At 72.4% G+C, this 14,458-nt stretch carries 10 protein-coding genes and 1 pseudogene; 7 read left to right on the top strand and 4 right to left on the bottom strand.

Annotation, left to right across the window (positions count from 1 at the left end; translation table 11 throughout):
* Nucleotides 1-29: 29 nt before the first annotated feature.
* Together CLV67_RS27975 and CLV67_RS27970 are read right to left on the bottom strand one after the other, a co-directional pair.
* Nucleotides 30-1,385, bottom strand: a complete 1,356-nt coding sequence (locus tag CLV67_RS27975) for a sensor histidine kinase (protein WP_106323545.1) — start codon at nt 1,383-1,385, stop codon at nt 30-32.
* Complete coding sequence (locus CLV67_RS27970) at nt 1,378-2,064, bottom strand: response regulator transcription factor (RefSeq protein WP_106323543.1); 687 nt, start codon at nt 2,062-2,064, stop codon at nt 1,378-1,380. The genes CLV67_RS27975 and CLV67_RS27970 overlap by 8 nt, the downstream gene beginning before the upstream one ends.
* 499 nt (nt 2,065-2,563) lie before the next feature.
* Here CLV67_RS27970 and CLV67_RS27965 point away from each other — a divergent pair, with 499 nt between their 5' ends.
* Nucleotides 2,564-3,277: an SMI1/KNR4 family protein gene (locus CLV67_RS27965; protein ID WP_146169313.1), complete on the top strand. Its 714-nt coding sequence runs from the start codon at nt 2,564-2,566 to the stop codon at nt 3,275-3,277.
* 575 nt (nt 3,278-3,852) lie between these two features.
* Nucleotides 3,853-4,866: a glutathione S-transferase family protein gene (locus tag CLV67_RS27960; RefSeq protein WP_106323540.1), complete on the top strand. Its 1,014-nt coding sequence runs from the start codon at nt 3,853-3,855 to the stop codon at nt 4,864-4,866.
* On the opposite strand, the gene CLV67_RS27955 is transcribed toward CLV67_RS27960, so the two are convergent.
* Nucleotides 4,863-5,348 (bottom strand): MarR family winged helix-turn-helix transcriptional regulator, encoded by a 486-nt coding sequence (locus CLV67_RS27955; protein ID WP_106323538.1) that lies wholly within the window; start codon nt 5,346-5,348, stop codon nt 4,863-4,865. The two genes, CLV67_RS27960 and CLV67_RS27955, sit on opposite strands and share 4 nt — an antisense overlap.
* An 8-nt stretch (nt 5,349-5,356) precedes the next feature.
* Here CLV67_RS27955 and CLV67_RS27950 point away from each other — a divergent pair.
* A pseudogene (locus CLV67_RS27950) lies at nt 5,357-6,226 on the top strand (EamA family transporter); the annotation flags it as partial.
* A gap of 33 nt (nt 6,227-6,259) precedes the next feature.
* Here the strand turns inward: CLV67_RS27950 and CLV67_RS54330 are convergent.
* The gene (locus CLV67_RS54330; RefSeq protein WP_282958715.1) at nt 6,260-6,904 is read right to left on the bottom strand and encodes an NAD-dependent epimerase/dehydratase family protein; all 645 of its coding nucleotides are present in this window, start codon (nt 6,902-6,904) and stop codon (nt 6,260-6,262) included.
* A gap of 62 nt (nt 6,905-6,966) precedes the next feature.
* Between CLV67_RS54330 and CLV67_RS27945 the strand changes: the two genes are divergently transcribed.
* From CLV67_RS27945 to CLV67_RS27930, 4 genes are read left to right on the top strand one after another with little or no spacing between them, the layout of a single operon-like run.
* Complete coding sequence (locus tag CLV67_RS27945; RefSeq protein WP_106323534.1) at nt 6,967-9,837, top strand: SWIM zinc finger family protein; 2,871 nt, start codon at nt 6,967-6,969, stop codon at nt 9,835-9,837.
* Entirely contained in the window at nt 9,834-10,895 is a 1,062-nt protein-coding gene (locus CLV67_RS27940; RefSeq protein ID WP_106323532.1) for an ATP-binding protein, read from the top strand. The genes CLV67_RS27945 and CLV67_RS27940 overlap by 4 nt, the downstream gene beginning before the upstream one ends.
* Nucleotides 10,888-13,263 carry a DUF5682 family protein gene (locus tag CLV67_RS27935; protein WP_106323530.1) on the top strand — a complete coding sequence of 792 codons (2,376 nt, stop codon included), beginning with the start codon at nt 10,888-10,890 and terminating at the stop codon, nt 13,261-13,263. Before CLV67_RS27940 ends, CLV67_RS27935 begins: the two co-directional genes overlap by 8 nt.
* On the top strand, nt 13,260-14,441 hold the full coding sequence (locus tag CLV67_RS27930) for a VWA domain-containing protein (protein ID WP_106323528.1): 1,182 nt from the start codon (nt 13,260-13,262) through the stop codon (nt 14,439-14,441). Before CLV67_RS27935 ends, CLV67_RS27930 begins: the two co-directional genes overlap by 4 nt.
* Nucleotides 14,442-14,458: the final 17 nt, after the last annotated feature.

Below are 14,458 nucleotides of genomic sequence, written 5' to 3'. Positions count from 1 at the left end.
GATTCTCGAGCCGTGCCGAACGGCCCCGATCAGGGAAGTGTTCGAGTTCGGTAAGGAAGCTCGACGGTGAACATCGCCCCGCCCTCCGGCGCGTGACCCGCGGCGATCCGCCCGCCGAGACGGCTCACCAGGCGGGCGGCCAGGGCCAGCCCGAGCCCGCTGCCCACCTTGCGCACGCCACGGTACCGCCGGTTCAGCTCGCCCCGGTCGAAGGCGACCGCGAGATCGTCGTCGGTGAAACCGGGACCCGCGTCGCGTACCTCCAGAATCCCCGCATGTTCGCCCGCCCGGACCGCCAGGACCAGCGGTGCCCCGGCCGGCACCACCCGCAGAGCGTTCTCGCAGAGACCGTCGAGCACCTGACGGATCCGCCCCGGATCGGTGTCGACGAGGACCGGCCCGGCCGGTGCGTCCACGGTGAGGTCCGGCCCGCCGTCGGCGCAGCGGGCCGCCCACGCACGGCCCGCCTCCCGTACGAGCTCCGCCAGATCGACCTCGACCACGTCGAGCGGCAGGTCGGCGGCCTCCAGCCGGGCCAGCACCAGCAGGTCGGAGATCAACCGGTCCAGGCGCTGAGCCTCGGCCAGCATCGTCGAGGCGGCCGGAGCCGTGCCGTCCCCGCTGATCACACCGTCGGCGAGGGCCTCGGCATAACCCCGGATCGTCGCCAGTGGCGTACGCAACTCGTGCGACACCGACAGCAGGAAGTCCCGCTCCCGGCCCTCGCTGGTCTGCAACGCGGACGCGAGCTGGTTGAACGCGTCAGCGAGCCGGATCGCCTCGGCCGGCCCCTGACGGGCGATCCGCACCGAACGGTCCCCCGCGGACAGGCGCCCCGCAGCCGCGGCGGCCAACCCGATCGGCCGGGCCACGAACCGGGCCAGCAGCGCACCGGCCAGCACCCCGCCGAGCAGGCCGGCGAGCAGCGCGACCCAGACGCCCCGCACCACGCGCCAGGCGATGCCGGAGGCCACCCGGCGGGTGAGAACCACACCGCTGGAGACGCCGGGCAACGGCCGGCCGGCGATGAACGACGGCCGTCCCCCGACCAGCGCGCGAACGGTGACGGTCTCCCCCGCGATGACCCGGCGGACCACCTTCGGCGGCAGCCCTTCACGATCGACTCGACCGTTTCTGATCAGATAGATCTCGACGTCCTCGGCGCGCAGCCGGTCGGCGATCCGCTTCCTGGCCGCCGGACGCTCGTCGGTGAGCAGTTCCACCGCGAGAACCGTCTTGTCCATCAGCTCGGTCCGGATCTGGGTGTTCACCGACCGGACCGCGATCGGCACGGCCACCATGGCGGTGACGATCACCGCGACCACCGCGGTCGCCGCGGTCACCAGGACGGCGCGGCCGGTCAGCGTACGGAAGAAGTCACGCATCAGCGGTGTACCCGACCCCACGCACGGTACGGATGAGGCCGGCGGCCGGGCCGAGCTTGGCGCGCACCTGCGCCACGTGGACGTCGACGGTGCGGGTGCCGGCGTGTGAGGCGTACCCCCAGACGGCCGCGAGCAACTCCTCCCGCGTGAAGACCCGGCCCGGGCGGCCCAGAAGGTGCGCGAGCAGGTCGAACTCGGTAGCCGTCAGAGTCAGCGCCCGGCCGTCGGCGGTGACGGTCCGGCGGCCCGGGTCGAGAACCAGGGTGCCCAGGGTGCGTACCCGATCGGTCTCGGAGACGACGGCCGCCCGGCGCAGCAGGGCTTTGACACGCGTCACCAGTTCGCGCGGGCTGAACGGCTTGGTCACGTAGTCGTCGCCACCCAGCTCCAGCCCGACGATCCGGTCGACCTCGTCGTCCCGCGCGGTCAGGAAGATCACCGGCGTCCAGTCACCGTCGGCCCGCAGCCGCCGGCAGATCTCGGTGCCGTCCATACCCGGCAGGGCGATGTCCAGGATGCACGCGACCGGATGAAGGCGGCGGGCCGCGGCCAGACCGGCCGTGCCGTCGTGTTCGACCTGGACCCCGTACCCCTCACGGCTCAGATAGAGCCGGACCAGGTCAGCGATCGGCCGTTCGTCCTCGACCACGAGAACGAGCCCTTTGCCCGTGTCCGTCACCGCGTCATCCTGCCGTCGCCGCTTTCCTCTCACCGCGCCCCGCCACGCCGATCGTGGGCCGTGTCGCGTCCGCACTCATCATGCCGCCGACCGGCCGCCCGGATTGTTCGAGGAAGGTAAGGTTCGCCGCCCGCCGATTCGCCCCTTTCCGTTCACCGGGGCCACCCGACCGGGTGATGTGTCCGCGTCGCAATCGACCTGGACGACATCGACGTCCTCGGTGGTGACCAGCGATCGATCCAAGGTGGGCACGCTCCCATAATCGGTCGGGAAGCGCTTTCCCTCCGTGCTATAAAAGCGACAGCCAGGGCGACCGGGCCGTACGAGCCCTCCGGGCCGAACCATGCCCGCATGGCCGCCCCCTTGAGCGGGGCGAGGCGTCGCACACGGGGGGATGCCTCGCCCCATCCTTCCGCACCCGCCGGCCACCGCATCCCGGCGGCCGTCCCTGCTCCCGCCGCCGCGTCCGGTGGCCGGCGCACACGTCTACAGTGCGCTGATGAATCTTCACGAGGCGCTGGCCGGGGCGATGCGGGACGCCGCGGGAGCCCGCCGGTTCGTCGAGGAGTTCGCCGCCCACCACTCCGGGCCGATCACACCCGGCGACGGGTACGACGAGGCGGAGGTCTCCGCCACCGAGGACCGTCTCGGATTCGCCCTGCCGGCGGCACTACGCGAGGCCTACATTCACTACGGCCGCCGGGACGACCTGGTCGCGTGCCAGGACTACCTGCTGGCACCGGGCGAGCTGAAGCCCGACCGCACCGGCACCGTTCTGGTGTTCCGCTCGGAGAACCAGAGCGTCACCCACTGGGGCGTCCCTCTGGCTCGCATCGGTGAGCCGGACCCACCGGTCGTCTACCACGACGACACCGTGGGCTGGCGCCCGTGGATGGACCGGTTGTCGTCGGCCTGCATGGAGATGGTGCTGTCCGAGTGGATCCTCGGCGGCGACCGCGACGCTCCCGGCCGGGCCGACAACCGGACACTCACCGAAGAGGCGGTCGCCGTCCTGGAGGCTCGGGCCCAGCGCCTGCCGCTCCCCGGATATCCGCAGTGGGCCGCACCGGACGACCCACCGGTCCGGTGGTTCACGATGCCCGGCACGGTACTGCGCGACGACGGCACGACCTGGCTGTGGGCCCGCACCGAGACGAAGAAGCAGCTCCGGCAGCTCCGCCGCCTCCTGCCGGGCGACTGGCTCCTGAGCTGAGCCCGCCCCTCCCGGCTGCGTGACGATCTGCGGTCCACCTACGGGCACAGATCACCACGCCGGCACGGGCAACGGCATGCGTGACGATCTGCGGTCCGTAGGTGGGCACAGATCACCACGCCACCCACGGCAACGGCATGCGTGACGATCTGCGGTCCGTAGATGGGCACAGATCACCACGCCACCCACGGCAACAACTTGCGTGGTGACCAGCGGTCCGCAGACGGGCACAGATCACCACGCCACCCAGGGCAACGACATGCGTGACGATCTGCGGTCCGTAGATGGGCACAGATCACCACGCCACCCACGGCAACGACATGCGTGGTGACCAGCGGTCCACATACGGGCACAGATCACCACGCCACCCACGGCAACGACATGCGTGACGATCTGCGGTCCGTAGGTGGACACAGATCACCACGCTGCGGGTGTGGTGGTGGCTCCGGGGAGCGCGACAGCCGAAGCCGGCAGGCGGGCGGTCGGAGGCGCCGCGTCTTCTCCCGTATCCGGATCAACCGGGTACCTGGTCGATTCCGGGGTGAGGCCACGCCAAAGCTGGGAAGGATGAGGGTATGGCCTATGTGAATCCGGCGGGTGAGTTCACCCGCGACCAGCGGTACATCGCCACCCGGATCACCGCCGACGGGCGGGACGGATTCCCGGTGGAGACGGGGCGCTACCGCCTGGTGGCGGCGCGGGCTTGCCCGTGGGCGAACCGCGCGATCATCGTGCGGCGGCTGCTCGGCCTGGAGGACGCTCTGTCGATGGGTGTCGCCGGGCCGACCCATGACGAGCGGAGCTGGACGTTCGACCTGGATCCGGGCGGCCGCGACCCGGTGCTGGGCATCGAGCGGCTGCGGGACGCGTTCCTGGCACGGTATCCCGACTACGACAAGGGGATCACCGTCCCGGCGATCGTGGACGTGCCCACCGGCAAGGTGGTGACCAACGACTTCGCGCAGATCACGATCGACCTGTCCACCGAGTGGCGCGAGTTCCACCGCCCCGGCGCGCCCGAACTGTACCCGGAGAAGCTGCGCGAGCAGATCGACGAGGTGAACGAGGGCGTCTTCAGGGACGTGAACAACGGCGTCTACCGGGCCGGGTTCGCGGGCACGCAGGAGGCCTACGAGCAGGCGTATCAGCGGTTGTTCGCCCGGCTGGACGAGCTGTCGGAGCGGCTGGAGGGCCGGCGTTACCTGGTCGGTGACACGATCACCGAGGCGGACGTGCGGTTGTTCACGACGCTGGTCCGGTTCGACGCCGTCTACCACGGTCACTTCAAGTGCAACCGGAACAAGCTGACCGAGATGCCGGTGCTGTGGGCGTACGCACGGGACCTGTTCCAGACGCCGGGATTCGGCGACACGATCGACTTCGTGCACATCAAACGGCACTACTACGAGGTGCACCGGGACATCAACCCGCGCGGGATCGTTCCGGCCGGGCCGGATCTCGCCGGCTGGCTGAGCCCGCACGGGCGTGACCGGCTCGGGGGACGACCTTTCGGGGACGGCACTCCGCCGCCCCCGCCGCGCCCGGCCGAGCGGGTCCCGGCCGCGCACTCCGCCGAGCCGTCGCGTTAGGAGAGCAGTTCTCTCAGCAGACCGGTCAGCTGGGTGGCCTTCTCCGGGGAGAGGCGGGAGAGCAGGCGCTGCTGTTCGGCCAGACCGGCGGTCACGGCCTCGTCGGCGAGGGAGTGACCCTTCGGGGTGAGGCGGACCAGGATCCCGCGGCGGTCGTCGGGGTCCGGTGAGCGGGCGACGAGTCCCGCCTTCTCCAGGCGGTCCAGCCGCGCCGTCGTGCCGCCGGTGCTGAGCATCATCGAGGCGGCCAGCGCTCCGGGTGACAGCTGGAACGGGGGGCCGGAGCGCCGGAGGGTCGCTATGACGTCGAAGTCGGCGCGGGCGATGCCGAACGTGGCGTAGGCACGCTCGGTGGCGTCGCCGGCGAGCTTGGAGAGCCGGAAGATCCGGCCGAAAACGCCCATGGCCTCGGTGTCGAGGTCGGGACGTTCGTGCGCCCACTGGGCGAGGATCCGGTCGATGTCGTCGGTCACGCTCGCCATTTTTCTTGATGACAAGCTTCTCGACAAGGATTATCTTGATGTCGAGATACTTTCCGTCGAGGGAGTTGGTTCCGATGCGGGTTCTACTGGTCACGGCGATCACGCCGGTGCTGTGGGGAACGACCTATGCGGTGACGACCGAGTTCCTTCCGCCGGAGCGGCCGCTGCTCAGCGGTCTGCTGCGGGCTCTGCCGGCCGGGCTGGCACTCCTCGCGATCACCCGGCAACTGCCGCGCGGCGCCTGGTGGTGGCGGTCCGCGGTGCTCGGGGCACTCAACATCGGCATCTTCTTCGCGCTGCTGTTCGTCGCGGCCTACCGGCTTCCGGGCGGCATGGCGGCGGTCCTCGGCGCGGTGCAACCGCTGCTGGTGGCCGGGCTGAGTGTGCTGCTGCTGAGTGAGCGCGTGTCCTTGCGTACGCTCATCGCGGGTTTGATGGGTGTCGCGGGCGTCTCCCTCGCCGTGCTGACCGCCGCCGCGGACCTCGACCCCGTCGGGGTTCTCGCCGGTCTTGCCGGCGCCGGATCGATGGCGTTCGGACTCGTCCTCACCAAGCGCTGGGGGCGGCCCGCGGTCTCGCTGCTCACCATGACCGGCTGGCAGCTCACCATGGGAGGCCTGCTGCTGGTCCCGGTCACCCTCCTGGCGGAGGGACTCCCGCCGGCCCTGTCACTGACCAACATCTCCGGGTACGCCTATCTGTCCCTGATCGGGACGGCGCTCGCGTACACGCTCTGGTTCCGCGGACTGGAACTCCTGCCGGCCGCCCGGGTCTCGCTGCTCAGCCTGCTCGCCCCGCTCACCGCGACGGTGGTCGGCTGGGCCGCGCTCGGCCAGTCGCTGACCCCGGTGCAGCTGGCCGGGATGACGCTCGCGTTCGGCGCGGTCGTCTGGGGACAGACCGCCCGCCGGTCAGTGCATGTCAGCCGTGCTTACCACTCGGTCCGGATAACCGCCGCGAGCGGCCCGGAGCATGGCCCGGCCGACCTCGTCGGTCGTGGTGATGTAACGGGGAGCGATCCGGCGGATCGCCGGGACGAGCGGCGCGATGACCGTGTACGCGGTGTTGTACCAGCCGGTCTTTGACCGGACGCCGTGCGTGGGCTGGATGAAGCCGGGGCGGAACGCGTAGCCGTTGCGGAACATCTCCATGATCTCCCGCTCGGTGCGCGCCTTGACCCGTGACCACATCAGACGGCTGTTCGCGTCGGTGCCCTCACCGGAGACGTAGACGAAGGTCAGCTCCGGGTTGAGCGGGGCGAGGGCCCGCGCGGCGGCCATCGGGAGGTCATAGGACACCCGGGTGTACGCGGCCTCGTCCATCCCCACCGACGACACGCCCAGACAGTAGAAACAGGCGTCGTGACCGGCGAGGTCGTCGGCGATCGGGGTGAGGTCGGCGAGGTCGGCGAGCAGCACCTCGCGGAGCTTCGGATGCTCGACGCCCGTCGGTGTGCGGGTCACCACCAGCACATCCGTCACATCCGGAGCGAGCAGACACTCGCGCAACACACCCTGACCGACCATCCCGGTCGCCCCGAACACGATCACCCGCATGTCCCCCAGTGTGCCGCCTGCGGGAACGGGAAAACGTCGTACCCGGGGCCTAGGGTCGTTCCGTGCCCGTTGAACGATGGTCCGCCGCTCAGGTCGAGGCGCTCGCGCCCGACCCCGCCTCGCTGCGCAACGCGCGCGGTGTCGCCGGCCAGTTCGCCGCCACCGGCCTGACCGGCGAGGTCCTCTGGGGACTCTGCCGGAGCTACCAGGTCGCCGCCGACCTGGCCGGGCCCGCGTTCAAATGCTCCTGCCCAAGCCGCAAGATCCCCTGCAAGCACGTGCTCGGCCTGCTGCTGCACTGGTCCGATTCCGGTGCCGGCTCTTCTCCCCCACCCGAGTGGGCCACGGCGTGGCAGTCCGCCCGCGTGGCGCGCGCGAAGCCCACGACCCCCGACCCGGTGGCGGCCGCCAAACGGGCCCAGGGCCGCGCCGACCGGGTCGCCGGTGGCATGGCCGAGCTGCGGCGCTGGCTCGACGACCAGGTCGAGCAGGGTCTGGCGGCGGCCGCACGGTCCGGGCCGCAGCCGTTCGAGGCGATGGCGGCCCGGCTAGTCGACGCACAGGCGCCCGGTGCCGCGAACGCGGTCCGGCGGCTCGGCGGGTTCGCAGGTGTCGGACCGCAGTGGGCCGACCGGCTCCTCGGCGAGCTGGCCCTTCTGCGCCTGCTCGTCGCCGGCCACTCGCGTCTCGACACGCTCGACCCGGCGCTGGCGGCGACCGTCCGTTCCCGCATCGGCTTCCCGACCTCGGCCGAGGATGTGCTGGCCGGGCCGCGAGTCGCCGACCGGTGGCAGGTCCTCGGGCAGGTGGAGACCGACGAGGGGACGCTGACCAGCCGCCGCACGTGGCTGCACGGTTCCGGGACGGGCCGGTTCGCGCTGGTCCTGTCGTTCGCGGCACCCGGCCAGCCACTCGCCGCCGACCTGGTGCCGGGCACGGAGTTCCGCGGCGACCTCTGCTTCTATCCGGGCGCGGCACCGCTGCGGGCCCTCGTCGCCGAGCGTGTCTCGGCCACCGAGCCGTTCGGCTCGCCGGACGGCGCCGGGCCGATCACGGCGAGTCTGTCCCGGTGGGCGTCACTTCTGGCCGGAGAGCCTTGGCGGTACGACTCTCCGATGCTCCTTTCCGATGTCCGGCCGACGTCCGGTGGTCACCTGGTCGATCGCGAGGGTTCCGCCCTGCCGCTCGCGCCCGGGCACCGGGAGCCGTGGTGGCTGCTCGCGGCGGCGGGGGCGGCGCCCGCGACCGTCGCGGCGGAGTGGTCGCCGCGCGGGCTGAGGCCACTCGCGGCCTGGGTGGACGGCACGTTCGTGCCGACCGCGCCACCGGTGCCTGATCCCTCGGGCCGCCGGGTGGCCGAGCTGCCGCCCGAGTTGCTGACGGCCGCCCTGGTCGGCACCGGCCGACGGCCGTGGTCGGGCCACACCGTGCGGGTGGGATCGCTGGCCGTCGACCTCGGCGGCACCCGATCCACCGCCGCCGAGCCCTCCGCGACCGCCGAGTCCTCCGCAACCGCCGACCAGGGCAAACCGGCGGCTCCACCCGCCGGAAGTGACGAACCTGCGGCTGTTCTGCTCGAGGCTGCGGCGGTCGCTCTCATCTGCCGGCGGGCCGGGGTGGAGCCGGAGATCGGACACGTTCCGATGGCTCCCGCGCCCGCGGAGACCGACGCTCCCCTACCGGCGGCCGCTTCGGTGCGGCTGGCACGGATTCTCGGGGGCGGAGCGCCCGGCGGCGGTCACCACGAGCAGGAACTACTCGCACAGTGGCTGACCGCGGCGGCGTCGCGGGGCGGGATCGTGCCGCCGGCGATACTGCCCGATCTGCTGGAGGCGGGTCGCCGCAACACGTCGATCCGGGCCGGGATGGCCCGCGTCTCCGGGCGGCGGGGCGCCTGGCTGGCCGGGCAGCGGGCCGACTGGCGCTGGCTGCTCGAGGAGGCGGCGCCGGTGCTCGCCGGCGACTGGACGACCGCGAGCACGACCGAGCGCCTGGGCCATCTGTCGGCGCTGCGCGGCGTCGACCCCGATCGGGCCCGTGAGCTGCTGGAAAGCACATGGACAGAGGAGTCCTCGGAGAATCGTGCCCGGTTCCTGGCCACGTTCGGGCCGGGTCTGTCGCTGCGCGACGAACCGCTGCTGGAGCGAGCTCTCGACGACCGCCGCAAGGAGGTCCGTGAGGCCGCCCTCGACCTGCTGCGCCATCTGCCCGGGGCGGCGCTGGGGCGTCGGATGGCCGCCCGGGCCCGGGCCGCGGTGCGCCTCGACGACGACCGGCTGACCGTCGAGCCGCCCGCCGAACTCGACCGTGACCTGCGACGTGACGGTGTCGGGGCGACGCCGGTGCGCGGGATCGGCGCCGGTGCGTGGCTGCTGGAGGAGGTGGTCGCCGGCACTCCACTCGACACGTGGGCCGGCCTCGACCCGGCCGGTTGGCTCGCCGTGGCCCGCGGGCACGACTGGGCCAACCCGCTGCTGCACGGCTGGGCCAAGGCCGCGGTGGCGCAGCGCGACGCCGGGTGGGCGACTGCGCTGCTGGCCGGGAGCTCCGGGACGCTGCGTGAGGCGGTCCGGTGGGACCTGCACCTGGTGCTGCCACCGGACCGGCTGGCCCGGCTCGCCGCCGAGGCACTGCGCTCCGAGGACGGGTCGGCGCAGCGGTTGTTGTCGCTGCATCCGGGCCCGTGGCCGGACGAGCTGTCGGTGGCGGTCCTGGAGACGGTGGAACACCGCGCCCGTACCGATCGGCACACCTGGCAGCTCGGCGAGCTGTGCCGGGCGGCCGGGCTGGCCATGCCACCGGAGTATGCCGACCTGGCCGGGCGCCTCGCCGCCCGGCTGGACCAGATCGTCGATCCGTCGCGGGTGCGGCCGGTGGCCGAGCTGGCCCGCACTCTCACCTTCCGCCTAGAGATGCTTCAGGAGCTTCAGTGACCACACTGCGCCCGCACGCCGAGGACCAGTACGCCGAGGAGCTGGCCCTGCTCGCCGCCGCCGACGATCGTCCGCGGCCGCCGGGCTGGCGGCTGTCGCCACAGGCCGTGGTCACCTATCTGCTCGGGGACGGCGCGAAGATCACCCCGAAGTACGTGGGGCCGCGCCGCCTCATGGAGGTGGCCGTCTCCACGCTGGCCACCGACCGAGCGCTGCTGCTGCTCGGCGTCCCCGGCACCGCCAAGACGTGGGTGTCGGAGCATCTCGCGGCCGCGATCTCGGGTGACTCGACCCTGCTGATCCAGGGCACAGCCGGCACCGCCGAGGAGGCCATCCGCTACGGGTGGAACTACGCCCGTCTGCTCGCCGAGGGCCCGACCGACGCGGCTCTGGTGCCGAGCCCGGTGATGCGTGCCATGCGGACCGGGGCGATCGCCCGCCTCGAGGAGCTGACCCGCGTGCCGTCCGACGTGCAGGACGCGCTGATCACCATCCTGTCCGAGAAGACGCTGCCGGTTCCCGAGCTGAACACCGAGGTTCAGGCGCAGCGCGGGTTCAATTTGATCGCCACCGCCAACGACCGTGACCGCGGGGTCAACGAGCTGTCCAGCGCGCTGCGCCGCCGGTTCAACACCGTCGTGCTGCCGATGCCGGCCAGCGCCGACGACGAGGTGGAGATCGTCGCGCGGCGGGTGGCTCAGCTCGGCAAGGCGCTGGAGCTACCGGAGGTGCCGGCCGCGCTGGAGGAGATCCGCCGCGTGGTGACGGTCTTCCGGGAGCTGCGGTCGGGGATGACCGAGGACGGGCGTACCAAACTGAAATCGCCGACCGGGACCCTGTCGACCGCCGAGGCGATCTCGGTGGTCACGAACGGGATGGCGCTCGCCGCCCACTTCGGCGACGGCACCCTGCACCCCGGTGACGTGGCGGCCGGCATCACCGGTGCGGTGATCAAGGATCCGGTGTCCGACGGCGTCGTCTGGCGGGAGTACCTCGAGACGGTCGTGCGGGAGCGGTCCGGGTGGCTCGACTTCTACCGGGCCGCCCGCGATGCCTGAACGGATCTACGGCATCCGGCACCACGGGCCGGGCTCGGCCCGTGCGGTGGTGCGCGAGCTGACGGCGAATCCGCCGGAGGTCCTGCTGATCGAGGGGCCGCCGGAGGCCGACGACCTGGTCAGGTGGGTGGCCGACGGGGGTCTCGAGCCGCCGGTCGCACTGCTCGGCTACGCCGTCGACGATCCGGGAAGGGCCGCCTTCTGGCCGTTCGCGGTCTTCTCACCGGAATGGCAGGCGATCAGGTGGGCGGTCCGGCACGGCGTCCGTGTGCGTTTCTTCGATCTTCCGTACGCCTACCGTGTCGCGCCGGGTGCCGGGACCGGTCCGGTCGCCCCCTCACCCACCGCCGGTGACCTGGGCGGGGCCGCGCTGAACAGGACCGTACTCGGCAGGAGCGCACTGAGCGGGTCCGCGCTGAACAGAGCCGCACTGAACAAAGCCGCCCTGAGCGGGGCCACACCGGCCGCCATGATTGAGCCGGACCCGGACGAGCAGGTGGAGCCCGCGCTGGACGAGCCACCGCTGCGGCCCGTCGACCCGATCGGGGAACTGGCCGCGGCGGCCGGCTACGACGATCCGGAGCGCTGGTGGGAGGACGTGGTCGAGCACCGTGGCGTGCCGGTGTTCGAGGCGATCGCGGAGGCGATGACGGCGATCCGGGAGACGTCGCCGGAGGATCCGGACGATCTGCTGCGTGAGGCGTACATGCGGTCGGTGCTGCGCGAGGAGCGGCGGCGGCACGAGGAGATCGCAGTGGTCTGCGGGGCCTGGCACGTGCCGGCGCTGACCCGGAAGGTGGCGGTCAAGGACGACACCGCGCTGCTCAAGGGACGTCCGAAGGGCAAGGTGGCGTTCACCTGGGTGCCGTGGACGTACGGGAGGCTGGCGTCCTGGTCCGGGTACGGCGCCGGGGTCCGGTCGCCGGGCTGGTACCACCATCTGTTCACGACGGGCGACGACGTCGTGGTCCGCTGGCTGGTGGACGCGGCGGGGGTGCTGCGCGCGGAGGGCGTACCCACGTCGTCGGCGCATGTGATCGAGGCCGCGCGCCTCGCCGAGGCCCTGGCGACGCTGCGCGGACGTCCGCTCGCCGGGCTGGCCGAGGTGACCGAGGCCGCCGAGGCGGTGATGTGCGACGGTGAGCCGCTACGGGCGGAGCTGATCGCCCGCCGTCTGGTCGTCGGCGAGCGTCTCGGTTCCGTTCCGGACGACATGCCGGCCATGCCGCTGGTCCGTGATCTGACCGCTCAGCAGCGGTCGCTGCGCCTCAAGCCCGCCGCCACGGAACGCGATCTCGACCTGGACCTGCGTCAGGACAACGATCTGCGGCGCAGCCGGCTGCTGCACCGTCTCGGTGTCCTGGCCGTGCCGTGGGGTCAGCGGGCCGCGACCCGTCGCGGGGCCGGGACGTTCCGGGAGGAGTGGCGGCTGCTGTGGCAGCCGGAGTTCGCGGTCCGGCTGGTCGAGGGCAGCATGTGGGGCACGACCGTCGCGTCGGCCGCGACCGCCCGGGTCGCCCGCCGCGCCCGGGACGCGACGACGCTGGCCGAGGTCACCGAGCTGGTGGAGCTGTGCCTGCTCGCCGATCTGGCGGACGCGTACCCACCGGTGCTGGCCGCGCTCGACACCCGCGCCGCGCTCGACGCCGACGTGCATCATCTGATGGCGGCGATCCCGGCGCTGGCGCGCACGCTGCGGTACGGCGATGTGCGCAGGACCGACGTGGCCGGCCTGGCGACGGTGACCGCCAGCCTGCTCGGCCGGGTGTGTGCGGCGCTGCCGTCGGCGGCCGGTTCGCTCTCCGACGAGGCCGCCCGGCAGCTGCGGGACGGCATGGACGGGGTGCACCGGGCGGTCGGCCTGCTCGCCGACGATTCGCTGCGGGAACGCTGGCTCGGCACGATCGCGTCGCTGGCCGCCCGGCCCGGGCTGCACGGTCTGCCGGCCGGGCGGCTGACCCGGCTGCTGCTGGACGCCGGACGGCTGGACGGCGCCGAGGTCCGCCGCCGGCTCCGGCTGCCGCTGACCGTTGGCACCCCGCCGGCGCACGCGGCGGCCTGGGTGGAGGGCTTCCTTTCCGGTGGCGGGCTGCTGCTGGTCCACGACGAGGCGCTGCTGTCGCTGGTCGACGACTGGCTGGCGGACATTCCGGCGGACGCGTTCGACAGCGTGCTGCCGCTGTTGCGGCGCACGTTCGGCGGGTTCGACTCCGGGGAGCGGCGGGCCGTCGGCGAACGGGTGGCCGGCGGCCGGGCCGCATCCGCGGACACCGCCGCGGCGATCGACGCGGAACGGGCCGCCGCACCTCTGACCACGCTCGGCGCCCTGCTCGGCCGCCGCCTGACAGGCACGAAGGGGACAGCATGAGCGACGGGGACGAGGCGGCCCGGGAGCGGCTCCGGCGGTGGCGGCTGGTACTCGGCGGGGCCGCGGACGAGTCCCTCGGCAAGGCCGAGGGGCGTGACGGGGCGATGGACGCCGCGATGGCCGCGCTCTACGACGCCGGACCGGCCGAGGAACGGCCGGCGAAACGGTCGGCCGGGCTCGGCGGCTCGGCGCCGAAGGTGGCGCGTTGGCTCGGCGACATCCGCGAGTACTTCCCCAGCACGGTGGTCCAGGTGATGCAGGCCGACGCGATCGAGCGCCTCGATCTGACCCGCCTTCTGCTCGAACCCGAGATGCTCGCCGCCGTGGAGCCCGACGTCCACCTGGTCGGCACGCTGCTCTCGCTGAACCGGGTCATGCCGGACGCCACCCGTGAGGCGGCGCGGCAGGTGGTCCGTACCGTCGTGGAGGAGCTGGAGCGACGCATCACGCAACAGACCCGCGCCGCGGTGACCGGCGCGTTGAACCGGGCCGCCCGGATCAGCCGGCCACGGCACGCCGACATCGACTGGGATCGCACCATCCGGGCCAACCTCAAGCACTACCTGGCCGAACACCGCACGGTGATCCCGGAACGCCTGATCGGGTACGGCCGGCGCAGCTCCGCGGTGCAGCGGGACGTGGTGCTCTGCGTCGACCAGTCCGGTTCGATGGCCGCCTCGGTGGTGTTCTCCGGGGTGTTCGCGGCGGTGCTGGCGTCGATGCGGTCGCTGCGCACGTCGCTGGTGGTCTTCGACACCGCGGTGGTGGATCTGACCGATGAGCTGGCCGACCCGGTCGAGGTGCTGTTCGGTACCCAGCTCGGCGGCGGCACCGACATCAACCGGGCGATCGCCTACTCCCAGCAGCTGATCACCCGGCCACGGGACAGCATCTTCGTGCTCATCAGCGATCTTTACGAGGGCGGCGTACGGGAGGAGATGCTGCGCCGGGTGGCCGAGATGACGGCCGCCGGTGTGCAGGTGGTGGTGCTGCTGGCGCTCTCCGACGAGGGTGCGCCGGCCTACGACCACGAGAACGCGGCGGCGCTCGCGGCACTCGGTGTCCCGGCTTTCGCCTGCACTCCGGACGCGTTCCCGGACCTGATGGCCGCGGCGATCGAACGGCGTGATCTGCGAGCGTTCGCCGAGCGCCTGACCGAGAAGAGCACGACGGCTTGAGCGAGCCGTGAAATGTA

It is taken from the genome of Actinoplanes italicus, assembly GCF_003001815.1.
Classification (GTDB): Bacteria; Actinomycetota; Actinomycetes; order Mycobacteriales; family Micromonosporaceae; genus Actinoplanes; species Actinoplanes italicus.
The sequence above is the reverse complement of the archived record's forward strand: the minus strand, read 5'-3'. Positions and strand labels throughout refer to the sequence as shown.

Bases quoted from the DNA above. Each gene is read 5' to 3' on its own strand.
- CLV67_RS27930 (WP_106323528.1), top strand. From the start codon at position 13,260: ATGAGCGACGGGGACGAGGCGGCCCGGGAGCGGCTCCGGCGGTGGCGG.
- CLV67_RS27975 (WP_106323545.1), bottom strand. From the start codon at position 1,385: ATGCGTGACTTCTTCCGTACGCTGACCGGCCGCGCCGTCCTGGTGACC.
- CLV67_RS54330 (WP_282958715.1), bottom strand. From the start codon at position 6,904: ATGCGGGTGATCGTGTTCGGGGCGACCGGGATGGTCGGTCAGGGTGTG.
- CLV67_RS27935 (WP_106323530.1), top strand. From the start codon at position 10,888: ATGCCTGAACGGATCTACGGCATCCGGCACCACGGGCCGGGCTCGGCC.
- CLV67_RS27960 (WP_106323540.1), top strand. From the start codon at position 3,853: ATGGCCTATGTGAATCCGGCGGGTGAGTTCACCCGCGACCAGCGGTAC.
- CLV67_RS27955 (WP_106323538.1), bottom strand. From the start codon at position 5,348: ATGGCGAGCGTGACCGACGACATCGACCGGATCCTCGCCCAGTGGGCG.
- CLV67_RS27965 (WP_146169313.1), top strand. From the start codon at position 2,564: ATGAATCTTCACGAGGCGCTGGCCGGGGCGATGCGGGACGCCGCGGGA.